The sequence below is a fragment of the Herbaspirillum sp. GW822-FHT03A08 genome, from assembly GCF_058801885.1.
In genome coordinates, this window is sequence record NZ_JBXANR010000001.1 from 835,637 (window position 1) to 853,304 (window position 17,668).

Annotated in this window: 13 protein-coding genes and 1 pseudogene; 8 read left to right on the forward strand and 6 right to left on the reverse strand. The window is 59.4% G+C overall.

What is annotated here, in order from left to right; genetic code table 11:
* Positions 1-18 precede the first annotated feature (18 nt).
* Complete coding sequence (locus AC1RN6_RS03870) at positions 19-1,101, reverse strand: calcium:cation antiporter (protein WP_493003161.1); 1,083 nt, start codon at positions 1,099-1,101, stop codon at positions 19-21.
* Between the two features lie 212 nt (positions 1,102-1,313).
* A complete protein-coding gene (map, locus tag AC1RN6_RS03875; RefSeq protein WP_493003510.1) occupies positions 1,314-2,084 on the reverse strand; it encodes a type I methionyl aminopeptidase in 771 nt (256 codons plus the stop codon).
* A 362-nt stretch (positions 2,085-2,446) separates the two neighbouring features.
* Here map and AC1RN6_RS03880 point away from each other — a divergent pair, with 362 nt between their 5' ends.
* The 3 genes from AC1RN6_RS03880 (at position 2,447) to AC1RN6_RS03890 (ending at position 5,731) form a co-directional block, all read left to right on the forward strand.
* Positions 2,447-4,183 carry a methyl-accepting chemotaxis protein gene (locus AC1RN6_RS03880; RefSeq protein ID WP_493003163.1) on the forward strand — a complete coding sequence of 579 codons (1,737 nt, stop codon included), beginning with the start codon at positions 2,447-2,449 and terminating at the stop codon, positions 4,181-4,183.
* Between the two features lie 52 nt (positions 4,184-4,235).
* Positions 4,236-5,192 (forward strand): chemotaxis protein, encoded by a 957-nt coding sequence (locus AC1RN6_RS03885; RefSeq protein ID WP_493003164.1) that lies wholly within the window; start codon positions 4,236-4,238, stop codon positions 5,190-5,192.
* Positions 5,193-5,395: 203 nt separating this feature from the next.
* On the forward strand, positions 5,396-5,731 hold the full coding sequence (locus tag AC1RN6_RS03890) for a hypothetical protein (RefSeq protein ID WP_493003166.1): 336 nt from the start codon (positions 5,396-5,398) through the stop codon (positions 5,729-5,731).
* A gap of 27 nt (positions 5,732-5,758) precedes the next feature.
* Here the strand turns inward: AC1RN6_RS03890 and AC1RN6_RS03895 are convergent, their stop codons facing one another.
* Positions 5,759-7,282 carry a diguanylate cyclase gene (locus tag AC1RN6_RS03895; RefSeq protein ID WP_493003167.1) on the reverse strand — a complete coding sequence of 508 codons (1,524 nt, stop codon included), beginning with the start codon at positions 7,280-7,282 and terminating at the stop codon, positions 5,759-5,761.
* A 268-nt stretch (positions 7,283-7,550) separates the two neighbouring features.
* Between AC1RN6_RS03895 and AC1RN6_RS03900 the strand changes: the two genes are divergently transcribed.
* From AC1RN6_RS03900 to AC1RN6_RS03915, 4 genes and pseudogenes are all read left to right on the forward strand, one after another.
* Complete coding sequence (locus AC1RN6_RS03900; protein ID WP_493003169.1) at positions 7,551-8,678, forward strand: NAD(P)/FAD-dependent oxidoreductase; 1,128 nt, start codon at positions 7,551-7,553, stop codon at positions 8,676-8,678.
* 150 nt (positions 8,679-8,828) lie between these two features.
* A complete protein-coding gene (locus tag AC1RN6_RS03905) occupies positions 8,829-9,404 on the forward strand; it encodes a TetR/AcrR family transcriptional regulator (RefSeq protein ID WP_493003171.1) in 576 nt (191 codons plus the stop codon).
* A gap of 117 nt (positions 9,405-9,521) precedes the next feature.
* Positions 9,522-10,757 carry an MFS transporter gene (locus AC1RN6_RS03910; protein WP_493003172.1) on the forward strand — a complete coding sequence of 412 codons (1,236 nt, stop codon included), beginning with the start codon at positions 9,522-9,524 and terminating at the stop codon, positions 10,755-10,757.
* A gap of 169 nt (positions 10,758-10,926) precedes the next feature.
* Positions 10,927-11,298 (forward strand): annotated as a pseudogene (locus tag AC1RN6_RS03915) (SDR family oxidoreductase); the annotation flags it as partial.
* Between the two features lie 142 nt (positions 11,299-11,440).
* Here AC1RN6_RS03915 and AC1RN6_RS03920 read toward each other — a convergent pair.
* The 3 genes from AC1RN6_RS03920 to AC1RN6_RS03930 are packed head-to-tail and all read right to left on the reverse strand — an operon-like array spanning position 11,441 to position 16,400.
* Positions 11,441-12,094, reverse strand: a complete 654-nt coding sequence (locus AC1RN6_RS03920) for a TetR/AcrR family transcriptional regulator (protein WP_493003174.1) — start codon at positions 12,092-12,094, stop codon at positions 11,441-11,443.
* A gap of 4 nt (positions 12,095-12,098) precedes the next feature.
* Positions 12,099-13,793, reverse strand: coding sequence for a methyl-accepting chemotaxis protein (locus AC1RN6_RS03925; protein WP_493003176.1), 1,695 nt, complete (start codon positions 13,791-13,793; stop codon positions 12,099-12,101).
* Between the two features lie 51 nt (positions 13,794-13,844).
* Complete coding sequence (locus tag AC1RN6_RS03930; protein ID WP_493003177.1) at positions 13,845-16,400, reverse strand: sensor domain-containing protein; 2,556 nt, start codon at positions 16,398-16,400, stop codon at positions 13,845-13,847.
* A gap of 205 nt (positions 16,401-16,605) precedes the next feature.
* On the opposite strand from AC1RN6_RS03930, the gene AC1RN6_RS03935 reads away from it, so the two are divergent.
* Positions 16,606-17,550 (forward strand): LysR family transcriptional regulator, encoded by a 945-nt coding sequence (locus AC1RN6_RS03935; protein ID WP_493003178.1) that lies wholly within the window; start codon positions 16,606-16,608, stop codon positions 17,548-17,550.
* Positions 17,551-17,668: the final 118 nt, after the last annotated feature.

Here is a 17,668-nt window from a genome sequence, read left to right on the forward strand (position 1 = left end):
TCTCAGGTTGTCATTCCATCAGGGGACGATCGTGGTGAACAGATACACCGCGAAAATCACCAGATGCACCATCCCCTGCATCACCGTTGTACGGCCGGTGCTCAGCGAAAAACCGGCAACGATGAACGACAGCAGCAGCAACACAGTCGACTTGATGTCCAGTCCCAGCGACAAGGTCCAGCCGGTCGCCAGCGACACCACCGCCACCGCAGGAATGGTCAAACCGATACTTGCCAGTGCCGAACCGATCGCCAGATTGAGACTGGTTTGCAAACGGTTGGCGCGTGCAGCACGTACCGCCGCCAGGCCCTCGGGCAGCAGCACGATGGCGGCAATCACGATACCCACCACCGATTTCGGCGCACCCAGGCTGTCGAGCGCTGTTTCCAGCGTCGGCGCCAGCGCCTTGGCCAGCAGCACCACTGCCCCCAGGCAAGCCAGCAGCAGCACCGCGCTGGTGATGGCGACCTTGTTGGAAGGCGGCTCCGCATGCGCCTCTTCATTGGCGGCAGCGTTGGCGGGCAGGAAGTAGTCACGATGGCGCACGGTCTGTACCAGCACGAAGGTGCCGTACAACACCAGTGAAATCACGGCAATGAACGCCAGCTGGCTGGGGCTGTAGAAAGGGCCGATCCTGGTCAGCGTGTAATTCGGCAAGACCAGCGTCAACACAGCGATGGCCGCCAGCGTCGCCAGCGATGCGCTGACGCCGTGTTGTCCGAACGATTGCTCGCGGTGATGACTGGCGCCGACCAGCAGGCAAATGCCGACGATGCCGTTGAGGATGATCATGATGGCGGCGAACACCGTGTCGCGCGCCAGCCCGGTCGTGGCTTCGCCGCCCGACAGCATCAGCGACACGATCAGCGCCACTTCAATCAGCGTCACCGCCAGCGCCAGCACCAGCGTGCCGAACGGTTCGCCGACTTTGTGCGCCACCACTTCGGCGTGATACACCGCCGCCAGCACCGACGCCATCAGGCCGATCACCAGCAGGATGGAGAACCAGCCACCGGGCTGTAAGCCGTTGACGGCATACACCAGCCAACCGATGACGGGCGATGCGATGGACCAGAGCGGCAGCGACGGGGAAATTTTCATGAGGGATATCTATCGTTGTCAGAACGGTGAAAAAGAACGGCGACCGCCGCGAAGGCGTCGCACAGACAATGTACGGAATACCTTGCGGCAAGAAATGATAACCGATGCGCGCGTCACATCCGGCAAGGAATGCCAACACGGCTGCAGTAAAAAACGCCGCCGGCGAATTGAACGGTTAATTTAGCGATTAATTGATGAGCCGGCTTATCGGCTTATTTCGTCGGCCAGGCCGTCAGAATCTCGGCGCCATCGGCGGTCACCGCAATCATGTGTTCCCACTGCGCCGACAAGGATCCGTCGCGCGTGACGACGGTCCAGCCGTCGTCCAACTGCTGCACGCCGCGCGCACCGAGGTTGATCATCGGTTCGATCGTGAACGTCATTCCCTCACGCAGCAGCAAGCCGGAATTGCGCGTGCCGTAATGCAGCACCTGCGGTTCTTCGTGATAGACCTTGCCGATGCCGTGGCCGCAATATTCGCGCACCACCGAATAACCGGCCCCCTCGGCCAGCGTCTGGATCGCATGGCCGACGTCGCCGAGCCGCGCGCCGGGGCGCACGACGGCAATGCCCGCCAGCATGGAGTCCAGCGTCACCTGTACCAGACGCTGCGCTTCGGCCGACGGCGTGCCGGCAAAGTACATGCGGCTGGTGTCGCCGTGCCAGCCGTCCTTGATGACGGTGACGTCGATGTTGATGATGTCGCCATCCTTCAACACCACCTTGGTGCTGGGGATGCCATGGCAGACTACGCTGTTGACCGAGGTGCACAAGGTCTTGGGAAAACCGTGATAGCCGACATTAGCCGGCGTCGCCTTCTGCACCTTGCGGATGTAATCGTGGCAGCGTCGGTCCAGCTCTTCGGTCGTCACGCCCGGCACCACGTATTCGCCGATCATCTCCAGCACATCTGCGGCCAGCCCTCCGGCAACACGCATCATTGCGATCTGTTTTTCAGTTTTGATGGAGACTGCCACGACGATCCTTGGTTTGGGTGAAGCCGCTATTATCCCCGATCGCACCACTCCGCGCAGCCTTGCGCAGTGTTACTCACTGGAAAACTGCAGCGCCTCCTTCCGCACCGCCCGATATAGTTGCTTTTCCGCTATCAGGAAAACACTGATACCGAAGAGTATGTCACTCCCCTAAGCTGGCAATACATCGGGCATAGCGGAATCTTCACCAGCTCGGCGTCTGAACCGCCTTCTTCATCACACCGGTTCCGGCGTTCTGCAGGATCCCTGCCTGATGGCCAGACATGTTCATCCGCGCCCGACCGGCGCCGGAATGTTTTCAGCGATTGCCCCAATGTCGCCTGCCGTCCCTCGTCCGCCTGGAGAAAACTATGAAGTGGTTCTACGATCTCAAAATTTCAAGAAAACTGATCTCGGTCTTCTGCGTCGTCATCGCCCTGGAAGCCGCGCTTGGCGCCTTCGCCATCCGCGAACTGGGCCGTGTGAACCAGGCTTCGACCGACATTGCCTCCAACTGGCTGCCAACCATCCGCACCTTGTCGCAGATGAAGCTGTCGCTGTCGCGCATCCGCAGTTTTGAACTGCAGCACATCCTCTCTTCCACACCGCAGGAATTCGAAGAGATCGAGAAGAATGCCGACAAGCAAATTGCCAATCTGAAAAAGCAACAGGACGATTACCTGAAGCAGATCAGCGAACCGGAAGAACGGGCGATTTATCCTGATGTGGAGAAAGCGATTGTCGTGTTCCTCGCCGAACACAAGAAGATCCTCGACATTTCGCGCACCAACAAGAACGAGGATGCCCGCGCCCTGCTCAAGGGCGAATCGACCAAGGTTTACCGTAGTCTGCTGGATCAGGTGGAAAAACTGGTGGAAGTCAACGAGAAAGGTTCCGAGACGTCGAGCGCCGACGCTGATGCAACATATGCCAGCGCCAGGCTGTGGATCATCTCGATGCTGGCGATCTGCATGGTTGCCGCCATGACGCTGGCAGTCTGGATTTCACGTGTGATTGCCAAACCGCTCGGTGAAGCTGTCGAGGTGGCCCGGCGCGTCGCCGGCGGCGACCTGACAGCGGACATCCAGCTGGCCGGCAAGGATGAAACCGGCCGGTTGCTCGAAGCCCTCAAAGGCATGAACGACAATCTGCTGAAGATCGTCGGCGAAGTGCGCACCGGTACCGACACCATTGCCACCGCCTCCAACGAAATCGCCAGCGGCAACATGGACCTGTCCTCGCGCACCGAGCAGCAAGCCGGGTCGCTGGAAGAAACCGCATCGGCCATGGAAGAGCTGACCTCGACGGTCAAGCAAAACGCCGACAACGCGCGCCAGGCCAATCAGCTTGCCGTCACCGCCTCGGAAGTCGCCAGTGCAGGCGGCGAAGTGGTGGGGAAAGTAGTCGACACCATGGGTTCGATCAATGAATCGTCGCGCAAGATCTTCGACATCATCAGCGTCATTGACGGCATCGCTTTCCAGACCAATATCCTGGCGCTTAACGCCGCCGTGGAAGCAGCACGCGCCGGCGAACAAGGCCGCGGCTTTGCCGTCGTGGCGAGCGAAGTGCGCAATCTGGCGCAACGCTCGGCCGCCGCCGCCAAGGAAATCAAGGTCTTGATCGACGATTCGGTCACCAAGGTTGATGCCGGCAGCAAGCTGGTCGAACAGGCCGGCGCTACGATGGAAGAAGTGGTCAACAGCGTCAGACGCGTGACCGACATCGTCAGCGAAATCACCGCCGCCAGCCACGAGCAAAGCCAGGGCATCGAACAGATCAATCTTGCGATCACACAAATGGATGAAGTGACGCAGCAAAACGCTGCACTGGTGGAACAAGCCGCGGCCGCTGCGCAATCCATGCAGGAACAGGCTGGACGTCTATCGGAAGTGGTCGGCGTGTTCAAGCTCGACGAACGCAGCGCCGTCAGCAAACCCATTGCCGCAGCCATGCCAAAACGCACCGTCGACATCACGCCGCCGCTGCGTGCAGTCGGCGCCAAACCTGCTGCGCCTGTCATGCGCGTCATCAAAGGCGGTGCGCAGCCTGCACTCAAAGCATCGGCAGTCCCCAAGGACGATCCCGGTTCCTGGGAACAATTCTGAAACAAGCATTGCCCCAAACGCGCCCCCACCAAACCAACATTGAGGCCACCCCATGGATGCATTTCAAAAAGAGATTGATGAACGGACCAACCTGACCAGCAGCAACAAATTCGAACTGCTGCTGTTTCGTCTCGGCAGCGCAGCCGGCGACGGTCCCGGCGAACTGTTCGGCATCAACGTATTCAAGATCCGCGAGATCGTGCCGATGGTGCCGATCACCACAGCGGCCGGCACCAAATCGCCGATGCTGGGCATGGTCAATATTCGCGGCCAGGTGATTTCGGTGATCGACTTGCCGGCAGTGACCGGCTGCACGCCCAAGACCGGCCTGAACATTTTGCTGATCACAGAATACGCGCGCAATACGCAAGCCTTCGCAGTGGAATCGGTGGAAGAAATCGTGCGCCTCGACTGGAGCCAGGTGCTGTCGGCGGAATCCAGCGCCGGTGGCGACATGGTGACCAGCATTGCGCGCCTGGATTCTGACGTCGACGGCAGCCGCCTGGTGCAGGTGCTCGACGTGGAACAGATTCTGGACATGACTTCGCCGGTCAAGCAGTCACTCAATCGCGACCATAGCAACGAACTCAAGGACCTGATCAAAGCCGGTTCTATCGTGCTGGCTGCGGACGACTCCAAAGTGGCGCGCGCCATGATTGAAAGCGGCTTGTCGACGCTGGGCGTGCCCTACGTCATGACCAAGAGCGGCAAGGAAGCCTGGGAGAAATTACAGTCGCTGGCGGCCGAAGCGCAGCGCGAAGGCAAGCAGATCGGCGATAAAGTTGCGCTCATGCTGACCGACCTGGAAATGCCCGAGATGGACGGCTTCACACTCACACGCAACATCAAGAGCGACCAGCGCTACAAGAACATTCCGGTGGTCATCCATTCGTCGCTGTCGGGTTCCGCCAACGAGGATCACGTCAAGAGCGTCGGCGCCAACGGCTATGTCGCCAAATTTGCGATTGAAGAGCTCGCTGCGACATTGAAAAAAACCTTGCTGCACTAGGCCGATCTGCTCGTTTCCGGTGTGTGATGAGCTCAGCACGTTGATTGCATGAAGTGCATCTCAACCCGGAAATAAGGAATTCCCCGATACCGCACGTTCGCTCTTTTTTTTATCATTCAGTCATCAGCTCAGCCCTGCCCTGCCGATACCCACGCTGATATCACATCCGGGTCCCGGCGCACCACTCAGCGAGTAGCCTACAAATGAAATTTCTAGCCGATCTATTGCAACAAGACATGTTCGTCGCGGTCGCTTCTTATCTGAGCATCGGACTGGTCTTCCTGATCTTTTTCTACTATCGCGAACGCAAGTGGGAAAATGATCTGGCGCAATATCAGATCACAGAAATGGCGAAGATCGTCAACGACGGGCAGGCGAAGAGCAATGTCTATCCGTTCAATCGCGCCATGGACGGCAGATCGTTTTCTGCAGTGCCGGCCAGCGATGAAATGCAGGTTGTCGAAGGCGAGATCATTGAACCCATGCCCGAGCCTGTTGCCGCCGACAAGCCGGTTGACAAAGCAGCCGGCCGCCACTGAGCCCAAGTGGTTTTCATCCCCGGAAAATCACACTTCCACCCGATCACGACCGCCGGCCTTGGCGCGATACAGAGCCTGGTCTGCGGCGCCCACCAGAGCCGATGTGGTTGCACCGCGCCGGGTCTGATTGAATGATCCGATTCCCAGACTGATCGTCACAATGCCGTCGGGATTCGAGGCATGCGGAATCGCTTGCCGGCGCACTTCCTGCCTGATGTGTTCCGCAACGATCAACGCTCCGGCTTCGTCGCAGTTGGGCAGGATCATCGCAAACTCTTCTCCGCCGTAACGCGCCGCCAGATCGCCGGGACGGCGCTCCCCGCTCAGGATTGACTGGCCGACCTTGCGCAGGCATTCGTCACCGGACAAATGGCCGTACATGTCGTTGTAGAGCTTGAAGTGGTCGACATCGATCATGATGAGCGACAGATTCTCGCCCTTTCTTGTCGCGCGATTGAGCTCACGCGCCAGTGCGCCGTCAAAATGGCGGCGATTGGCAAGTCCGGTCAGGCCGTCCTGCATGGCCAGCCGCTCTAGCGTGCTGTTCAGCGCTTCCACCTGGGCGCGCGCCTCATTGGCCTCGCCCTCGGCAATGGCGCGCTTGTCGATCTGCCGCACCATGCGCTGCCCGACACCGACAAAACACGTCACCAGAATCAGCACGCCCACCATGTGCATATAGGCATCGGCGCGCCACTCCGACAGCACCTCATCCTTGGACAAGGCCACCGAGACGAACATCGGATAGGTTTGCAGATGCGTGTAGCCGTTGATGCGCAGGACGCCGTCCTGCGAGGATTTGATCAGGGCCACACCGCTGGTGCGCTGCGACGCGTGATCGCGGTAGATCGACGCCGACGCCATGCTCTTGCCGATCGAGTCTTCGCGCAACGGCCGCCGGAACACCATCGTGGCGTTGTTGAGTGCCAGCAGAATCGCGCCCGACTTGCCGATGTCCATGCTGTCATAAAAACGCTGGAAATAATCCATGTCAATCGTCGCCAGCACCACGCCGCCGAAGCTGCCGTCGGCGTTGTTGATGCGCCGTGTAATGGTAGCGATCCATTTGCCGCTGGAACGGCTCTTGATCGGGGCGCCGACATGCGGCCCCGGATCGGCGTGATCGCGGTGATAGATGAAATAGTCGCGATCGGCATTGTTGAGATTGGTGTCGGTCACCGGTTGTGAATTGACGATCCAGCGCCCGGTCTGGTCGTAGACAAAAATGCCGCCGAGCTGCGGCAACTCTTTTACCTGCAGTCTCAGCAAGCCATGCAGTCGCTCCAGCGCCCCCGCCCCGGTGCCGTCATAACGGATGCGTTCGAGCAAGCCGACCAGCACGGTATCGGCTTCCTTGAAGGTATCGTCGGCATGCTGCGCCAGCGCGCGCGCCATATTGGCGACGGCAACGCCGGCGTCGCGCTCCTGGACGGCGCGTGCCTGCCACGTGCGCCAGGCGTCCAATCCGATCAGTGAAATGCAGGCCAGCAGCACAAAGGCTGACGCCAGGATTGCGGTGGAAGAGCGCTTATAGCGGGCTTGTAGGGCCATAGGTCTCCGTCTTTATAGTTCTGCAACAAATGAACATAAATGAACGACATCGGGTTGCAGCAAGGCTCTTGTTAAGAGTTGTGATGGAGCCTCAGCCAGCTGACCAGCCATGAAACCGGTATGTTTTTCATTTATAACATTCTTGCCGGTAGTCGCCTAGTGCAGACGACGAACTCAGACGATACTCATCCGCTCCGGGATGCATCAGGTACGCTAAGATGACGGCTTCTCTGACAGGAGTTTTTTTGTTCACCACCTTGTTCACATCATGACTGACCGCATCGATTGCGTCGTCATCGGCGCCGGCGTCGTCGGATTGGCCATCGCGCGCGCGTTTGCGCTGGCCGGGCGCGAAGTCGTCATCGTCGAAGCCGGCAACAGCATCGGCAACGGGATCAGCTCGCGCAACAGCGAAGTGATCCACGCCGGTATCTACTACCGCCCCGGCTCGCTCAAAGCAAGGCTGTGCGTTGAAGGACGCGCGCTGCTGTATCGCTATTGCGAAGAACGCCACGTCGCCCACCGGCGCTGCGGCAAGCTGCTGGTCGCCACCAGCGTGGAACAGGCCGAGCGGATGCAGGCAATTGCCGCGCATGCAGCGCAAAACGGCGTGCATGATCTGACCGCCATTGATGCCGCGCATGCCAAAGAACTGGAGCCGGCGCTGGAGTGTGTTGGCGCCCTGCTGTCGCCTTCTACCGGAATCGTCGACAGCCATGGATTGATGCAGCAGTTGCTGGCAGATGCCGAGGCACACGGCGCCACGCTGGCGTTGCAAAGCCAAGTGGTCGCGGCGCACCGTACTGCCGACGGCATCACGCTGGACGTGGTCACGGCCGACGGCGATCAGATGCAGTTGTCGGCCGGCCTGGTCATCAATGCCGCGGGCCTGGCCGCGCCAAGACTGGCGCGCTGCTTTGAGGGACTGGCGCCGGAACACATTCCGGCCGCCTGGTTCGCCAAGGGCAATTATTTTTCGCTGAGCGGCAAGACGCCATTTTCGCGCCTGATTTATCCGCTGCCCGAAGACGGCGGACTCGGCGTGCATCTGACATTGGATCTGGCCGGCCAGGCGCGTTTCGGCCCCGATGTGGAATGGCTGGACGTCAAAGACGACCGGGAACTGGACTACGCCGTCGACCTGCGCCGCTCGGAGCGTTTTTACGCGGCGATACGCCGCTATTGGCCGGCGTTGCCGGACGCCGCCCTGCAAGCCAGCTATTCCGGCGTGCGCCCGAAACTCACCGGCACCAGTAAAGAGGAAGACTTTCTCATCAGCGGCCCCGCGCAGCATGGATATGCCGGGCTGATTAATTTGTTCGGCATCGAGTCGCCGGGACTGACTTCCTCGCTGGCGATTGCGCAATACGTGCTTGAGCAAAGCGAACCGGCCTGACGCAAGGCCGAGTTTCTGATGTTTTCATCAACACCGCATACGGTCTGACTACGCCAGTCGGACCGTATGGATCACCGGCAACATCGCGTTTTTCCAACATCGTGACAAATGGCGCTTGATTTTTAAGACGACTGGTCATATTATTCGGCCATGGCTAAGTTAAACACCCGCGACCAGATCTTCGACGCCGCTCTGAAATTGTTGTCAGAGCGCGGCTACAACGCATGCAGCGTGCAGGACATCACGTCCGAGGCAGGCGTGCCGAAGGGATCGTTTTACAACCACTTCGAGAGCAAGGAAGTGCTGGGTGCGGAAATCGTGGCGTATTACGCCAGCCGCAGCAAGATGCGCGAAATTCTGGTGGACGACGCCGTGCCTGCACTGGAACGCCTGCGCCGTTATTTCACGGCGCTCAACGACAGGCTGGTGGACCGCGGTTTTCAGCACGGCTGCATGATCGGCAACATGAGTGCCGAGATGTCCGAGCAAAGTGCGCTGATACGTGAAGAGCTGGTGAAGATCTATTCCAACTGGTCGGGCAAGCTGGCTTATGCCATTGCCGCAGGCCAGAAGGAAGGCACGATCCCGACGCAGCTGAGCCCTGAGGCATTGGCCGGTTTTCTGCTGAACGCCTGGGAAGGCGCAGCCTTGCGCACCCGTGTGGAACGCAACAAGAACGCCTTCGATCAGTTCATGGATCTGGCCTTCAACAAGATGCTGAAGTAAGACAAAGAATTTTGCAGTAAAGCCGCCTTGGTACGAAAGAGCAGAGGCGGCATTTTTTCATCCAAATTAAGACGACTGGTCATTTTAAAATCTGTTTGCCACTTTTGTGAGAACGCCATGAGCACATCTTCCACTTCATCCCCTCCCTCTGCCAACACGCAGAGCGGTAGCAACGCCCCACTATACTGGCTGGCGCTCGGCACTTTTGCCGTCGGCGCCGAAGGTTTCATGATTGCCGGCATCCTGCCGACCGTCGCCCGCGATCTGGGTGTCAGCGTCGCCGTTGCCGGACAACTGGTGGTGGCCTTCACCGCTGCGTACGCTCTCAGCTCGCCGATCCTGACGGCGCTGACCGGCGCCATCAACCGCCGAGGCTTGCTGATCGGGGCGATGACTGCATTTACGCTGGCAAATCTGCTTGCCTGGCAAGCCACCGGCTACTGGTCGCTGATGACGGCGCGCATTCTGCTGGCGTTTGCCGCCGGCCTCTATGTACCCAACGCCATGGCCTTGGCTGGCGCACTGGTCGCACCGGAACGCCGCGGCAGCGCGCTGGCGCTGGTCAGCGGCGGCATCACCGTGGCCGTCGCACTGGCGGCGCCGTTGGGCACCGTGATCGCGGACAAGCTCAGCTGGCGCATGACCTTCGCCGGCGTGGCGATCCTGGCGGCCCTGGCAACCATCGGCCTGTTGCGCGGACTGCCGCGCGGCATCGGCGCCAACCTGCCGGTCGCCAGCTTGCGTGAACGCGTGATGGCTGCGCGCGACCCTGCCGTGCTGCGCGCTTTGCTGACCACGCTGCTGTGGGCGACCGGCGCTTACGCGATGTACACCTATTTCGCGCTGTACCTGAACCAGGTCACCGGCATCCACGGCACGCACGTCGGTTATGTCTTGTTCGCCTGGGGTATCTCAGCCGCCATCGGCGTCATGGCCGGCGGCAAGGTCGCGGATCGTATCGGCTTCCAGCGTGTGACCGGTCCGGCATTGATGTTCCTGATCGCGGCTTTCCTGACATTGGTGGCGATTGCGTATCTGCTGCCTGCCAACGTGGCCGTGCTGCCGGTGTTCGTGTCGGTAATCGTCTGGGGCATTGCAGGCTGGGCGTTTTATCCGGCGCAGCAAACCAACCTGATCCATATCGCCGGCATCAAGCTCGCACCGATTGCGCTGTCGCTGAATGCCTCGTTCATGTATCTGGGTTTTTCGCTGGGCGCCAGCGCAGGGGCGATTACTGTCGCGGACGGTTCGGTACGTAACCTGGGTCTGGTGGCGGCAGCTTTCGTGGTCGGCGCCTTGCTGATGAAACGCAGCGCTGCACGTCGCACCGCAGCCCGCGCCTCGGCCGCGTAAACCTGATGCCTACGGCACGATTCGGGCGGTGTGCGCCAGTATCGTGCCGTACAGCGCTTGTGCCGCCGATGGCGGCGCCAGGCGGCAGCGCATCAATCCGTTAGACCTACAACGCTCCCATCGCCTCTACGCAACTGTCGAAAACCTGGCGAATGCGCGCCGGCACAGGGCCGCGCTGCCGGTCTTTCAGCAGCAAGGCAGCGGGCACTTCATCAACATCGCCTCGGTAGCCGGCATCAAAGTGTTCAGCCCTGGCGGTACGGTCTACAGCGGCACCAAGTTTGCGGTGCGCGCCATTTCTGAAGGCTTGCGCCATGAAGTCGGCGGCGCCATCCGCACCACGACGATTGAACCCGGGGCCGTCGATTCCGAATTGAAGGCTGGCAGCTCGCACGAAGAAAGCAGCAACTTCGTCAAAGAGTTTTATAAGATGGCCATTCCTGCAGACTCCGTCACGCGCGCCATCGCGTTTGCCATCGAACAGCCCGCCGATGTCGACATCAACGAAATCGTGTTGCGTCCGACTCAGCAAGAGTTCTAAGAGTCCCGGACGCGCAATCTGTGCACCCGTCTTCTGAGGGGTGCACAGATGCGGAGACGGCTGTGCATCAGGTCGGCACGGCGCAATAAATCTCCCGGACTCACCTGCAATGGCATGCGTTCATTTCGTTTTTTCGAGCGGATCAATCTGCACGGATTTTTTGCATCACCGCAGCTGCGCTGTCGATGAAAGCATCGACCTTGATTGCGATGCTCATGTCCTGATCTTCCGGCGTCGCCATGCCATAAATCCACTTGCGAACACCGATGTAGAAAATCGATGCGTGCAGTCCCCAGATGAACTCGATTTCGTGTTCGCATTGCTGAGGCGTGGGAGGCGCAATATTGAATTCATGCCGCAATTCCGCCAGCACCACATCAAAGATCCGCGCACGCAAACGGCTCAGGTAGAGATCGTTGATGTACTCCCCCGTCATGCCGGCAAAAATGAAAATCCTGATCCATTCGCGCTTCAGGATGACGCCTGAATATTGCCGATAGAAATCGTGCAGGCGTTCTCTGAGACCGATGCTGCGATTCACCAGCAGCGTTTCCCATGCGGGTTCCCAGCGCGACAGGTAGACCGTCTCGAAGACACGGTCCACCAGTGCTTTCTTGTTTGGAAAATAGCGGTAGAGCAGCGGCTGTGTCACGCCGATTTCCTTGGCCAGATCGCGCGTGCTGGCCGAGAAGCCGTTGGTGGCGAAATAGTCAATCGCCTTGGCCAATATCTGCTGCTCGCGCTGTTCCGGAGACAACCGTCTGAGGGTAGGCTTGCCTGGACTGGTCAAATTCACCTCGCTATGCAAACACGTCCGTTGTCTGGGCAGAGAGCGCCAGGCGTTTCGGCGTACCGGCTTTCGCCAAGTCGATGCGCTTGCCATGCGAAGGAGTTGCGCCATGCGGCATGGCTTGCATGGTGTGCCGGGCATGCGCGGGCGACTCGTCCTCCAGCTGGAAATTGCCCACCAGCGCTGCCAGCCCGGTCGCCTGGTCTCTCAGACTGCCGGCGGCAGCAGCGGCTTCTTCCACCAGGGCAGCATTCTGCTGCGTCACCGAATCCATTTCAGTGATGGCGACATTGACGTGGCTGATACCGGTCTTCTGTTCATTCGACGCCGCTGTGATGGCGGCAATAATGGTGCTGAGATTATCTACACTGGCGACCACCTCGCTGATGGTGACGCCGGCCTGATGGACCATCGTCGAACCGGTGTTGATGCTCTTGACGGAGTCGTCGATCAGTCCCTTGATTTCCTTCGCGGCAGCCGCGCTTCGCTGCGCCAGATTGCGAACTTCACTGGCGACTACGGCAAAACCGCGCCCTTGTTCGCCTGCCCGGGCGGCTTCCACCGCCGCATTCAACGCCAGGATATTGGTCTGGAAGGCAATGCCGTCGATGGAGGAAATGATGGCTTCAATCCTGGTGGCCCTTGAATTGATGGTTTCCATGGTGGCGATTACGTCTCTCATCGCGCTGCCTCCGCGTTGCGCCACATCGGATGCCGCTGCGGCGAGCTGATTGGCCTCGAACGAATTATCCGCGTTCTGCACGACGGCTTGCGTCAGTTGTTCCATGGACGCGGCGGTTTCCTCCAATGAACTGGCCTGAATTTCAGTACGTGCGGACAGATCCAGATTGCCGGTCGCGATCTGCGACGAAGCCGTGGCAATCGTTTCGGCGCTCGACTTGATATTGCCGATCATTTCCGCCAGATTCCACCGCATCAGTCCCATGGCGTAAAGCAGGCTAGCCTGATCGCCATTCTTCACCGTCACCGGTGTGCTCAGATCCCTGGAGGCAATCTGCATCGCTACTTCGACGGCATACTCCGGGCTGCCGCCCAGCGCCTTTTGCAAGCTGCGGTTCACGCCGATGATGATGCCGGCCAGGATCAGGCTGACCGCTGCAAGAATACCGGCGGCCTTCGTCAGTGAACTGGCGAATGCTGCGTTGATATCGTCAACATACAAACCCGTAACCAGCGCCCAGCCCCATGGCTTGTAACTGACAATGCGGGCCAGTTTCGGCGAAGGTTCCGATTTGGACGGACGCAGCCATTGATAGGTCAGAAAGCCCTCGCCTGCCGGCGAAGCAGCCAGCCGCGCCACTTCACGGAAGACGTAGAAGCCATCGGGATCCTTGAAATTGCTCATGTCCTTGCCGTCGTTTTCCGGACTCATCGGATTCTGGATCGCCGTCATGTCCTGACTGAGGATAGCGACGTAGCCGTCTTCGCCATAGCGAATGTTCTTCAGTACTGCCTTGGCCTGGCGTTGCGCTTCGGCGGTGGTGAGCTTGCCCGCAGCCGCCTCCGCCGCGAAACCTTCGACGATCTTCAATGCAGCCTCATCGATGTTGCTCAGATCGGCACGGCGCTCATCGACGCGCAGCGTACGCGCTTCGATGATGTTGAAAACCGAGATGGCGCAGATGGAGAGAAGGCTGGCCGCCAACGGCAGCCAGAGTTTCTTCTGAAATGTCAGTTTGCGCATGGAATTTCCTTTGTGGAATTGAGTTTGTATTAAATGAAGATTTGAAAACAATCAGCTTGAATGCAGTTCCTTGATGCCGGCAGTGCGCAGCCCTGCGTGCCCTACCGCCTGATCACACAAGCCCTGTAGCTCCAGTAATTTGGTCGCGTCGCCTTGCACGACACCTTTGCCGAAGTAATAGCCCTGCGCCTGGTCGCAACCGTGATGCCGCAGGAAATCCAGCTGCACACCGTCCTCCACACCCTCGGCGACGATGTTGCGGTTCATGACGTGCGCCAGCGCGATGACAGCCTTCACGATTTCCGCGTCGTCGCTATCGACATCGATGTCGCGGATAAAACTGCGATCGATCTTGAGGGTATGAATCGGAAATCGCTTGAGGTAGCTCAAGCTGGAATAGCCGGTACCGAAGTCATCGATGGCCAGGCGCACACCCATCGCGCTCAGCTGGCGCAGAGTCTCGACGGTCGCTTCCGGGTTTTCCATCACCACGCTTTCAGTGATCTCCAGCACCAGGCTCTCAGCTACGCAGCCGGTACGCAGAAGCGTGCGACGCACCATCTCGACGATGTCGTCCTGGCGAAACTGCGTAGCCGACAAATTGACGGACATCTTCAGATCGTGGCCGAGGCCGGCGCGTTGCCATGCAGTGATCTGGCGGCAGGCCGTCTCCAGCACCCACTCGCCGATCGGCACGATCAGACCGGTTTCTTCCGTCAACGCGATGAACTTGTCGGGATAGATCATGGCTTTGCCGGGCGGATGCCAGCGGATCAATGCCTCGAAGCCGACGATACGCCCGCTCGCGATATCAACCTGCGGCTGGTAGGCCAGCACGAACTCCTCGCGTTCCAGCGCGCGGCGCAGCGCCGCTTCAAGACGCAGCGCTTCCAGCGCGTCCTTGCCCATTTCGTGAACGTAGAATTTATAGCGGCCCTTGCCGCTCTGCTTTGCCTGGTACATCGCGGTGTCGGCGTGCTTGAGCAACGTGGCGCTGTTGTCGCCGTCCTTGCTGTACATGCTGATGCCGATGCTGCTGCTCAGGTACAGTTCGTGGCCGCTCAGGAACATCGGTTCGGCAACGGCATCAATGATTTTCTTGGCGACGGTGCCGACATTGTCCGGATGACCGGCATTGTCCAGCAGCACCACAAATTCATCGCCACCCAGGCGCGCCACGGTATCGCCGGCGCGCACGCCGAGTTTCAATCTGCGCGACACTTCCACGATAACCTGGTCGCCGACGTCGTGGCCGAGACTGTCGTTGATATTCTTGAAGCGGTCCAGATCTATGAACAACAATGCCAGCGACTGCGTCGAGCCATGAGCACGCTCGATCGACGCGGCCAGGCGTTCCATCAGCAGACTGCGATTCGGCAGTCCCGTCAGCGTGTCATGGCTGGCCAGATGGCGCATCGTGTCTTCGGCGGTTTTTCGTTCTGTGATGTCTTCGATGGCGGCGATATAACGCACCTTGCCGTGACTGTCCTTCATCGATGAAACAGTCACCTGCCCCCACATGATGTCGCCGTTGCTGCGCAGGTAGCGCCGCTCGCGCACGTAGTCCCGTATCTGTCCGGTCAAGATGCGGCGGCGCATGACGCGGTGGTCAGCGGCATCGTCCGGATGGGCAATATCATCGAGCCTCATCTTTCGCAATTCCTGCTCGCCGTAACCGAGCACTTGCTGCAACTTCTGATTGCTGCGCAGGATATCGCCGTTCTCGCCGATGTGAGCCAGCCCGACCGCAGCCTGATGAAACGACAAGCGAAAACGTTCTTCGCTTTCGCTCAGCGCGGCCTTTGCTTCCAGCACGGTGGAAATGTCATGCGCCACCAGCAACAGCAAACGCTCCTCGCCGTCATCGATGCATGACAGTCCGAACTGGTAATTGCCGGTGCGATCGACACCGTCGTCGTCGACCAGATGGATGCCCTGATGCGGCATGCCGGTGGTGATGACTGAGGCAGCCGAGCGGTACAAGGCCGGCACTTTGAAAATTTCCTGTAAGGACAAGCCGTCGACATCTTGCTCCGGCGCCAGTCCGAGAATGCGCCGCATCACCGGGTTACACGAACGCACCTTGTATTTGCCGTCCATCACAAGCAGCCCGTTCGGAGTGCTGCTGAAAATATGCTCGGCGTAATTACGATAGCGATCCAGCGAGCGCCGGCTCGCGGCGGCGCTGACGTCAACCAGCGCCCCCAGTTCATGGAATGCGCATTCGAGCAAGGTATCGAGCTGGCGCGGCAGATCAGGTTGGTCTTGTCCGGCGCCTTGCAGCAGATCCGGCAACAACTTGCCGATAGACTCCCGATAGAGCGCAACATAAGCTCGCGCGTTGGCGGCCCCTTGCTTGCTGCATAGCAATCCCGGTGTCGCGCCGTCAGGCAGTTTGGCGGTGTCCGAATCGATCACGGCGGACAGCGTCTTGCGAAAGTCGACCATATTGATGTGCGGCGCCCGGATCAGGAAACCAGCGTCGCTACCTGTACCGGCATCGCCGGCCGCCGGTGTAATGACGGCTCCGCCATCGACATCGGCGACATCGGCGACATTGGAGACACCGGCAATGTCAGCAGTTGCGGCCCGGACGGTATGGTTCATGGATGTACTCCTGTACGATCTGCAAATAGAACAAGGGAAAATGACGAGAAACTGCTGGCAGAGGTGCCAAATCCTGGCTAACTTCCCTGTTGATTTTTATTTATCAACCGATCATTAGCGCGACGGACTCACTCTAACTTTTAGACCTGGCCCTGATAAGATGGAGAAATTCGAAAATGCTATTGCGTGAGACGCAAAGGTGGCCATGGACCGATTCTCTGAATTGAAAGCGTTTTCGCTGGTTGCCAGCACCGGCGGCTTTTCATCCGCCGCGCGCCACCTGGGTGTGGCGCCCTCCTCGGTGGTCCGCCTGATTGATGCGCTGGAGAAACGTCTCGGCGCGACCTTGCTGAACCGCTCGACGCGCAGTGTCACGCTGACCGATAGCGGTCGCATCTATTTTGAAAATGCGCTGAATATCCTGGAGACGCTGGACGCCGCCGACAATGCCGCCTCAACTCAGGACCGAGAACCGCAAGGCCCGCTGCGCGTTACTGCGCCCTTTGCTTTGGCGTCAGTACATTTCTCTCCCATTCTCGGCGAGATGAACCGGCGCTATCCCAAACTGCAACTTGAGTTCTATCTCAGCGACAACTTCAGCAACATGGTCGACGAGTCCATCGATGTGGCGATCCGGATCAGCACCCCGGAGACGCAGCCCAATCTGATTGCCCGCCTGCTGACCAGCCAGGAGCGCTTCATCTGCGCCAGCCCGGCCTATCTTGCCGCCCATGGCGTGCCGCAGAAACCAAACGATTTATTGCAGCACAATTGCGTCGTGTTTCCCTTCGACATACCCCGCCGCGGTTGGCGCTTCCAATTGAAGGGTGACAGTAATGCGCCGATTGAGGAGATCGATGTCAGCGGCAACCTGTCGATCAATAACTCAGAGATGCTACGCAGCGCCATCGTGGACGGCATCGGCCTCGCCATGCTCGCCGACTGGCTGGTGCGCGACCAGATCGCAGCAGGCACGCTGGTCAGGGTGCTGGATGGCTACAGCGTCAATCCGGGGCCGATGGGGGTCGGTGTGTATGCGATGTATCCCGCCAGCCGGCGAGGATCTGCCAAGGTCAAGGCATTTCTGGATGTGCTGGCGCGGCATCTGGACAACACGCCGCGCGATCTTGCGTGTGCGGCATCAGCCTGAGGCTCTGTCGCATTGTTTTCTGCGCCGGTCGTTTCAAGTGGACACCCCGGATGCGAGCATCTGTCGACTCTCTGGCGGAACGTTTTCAACATGCAAATCTCTCAGCGCAGACCGCAGG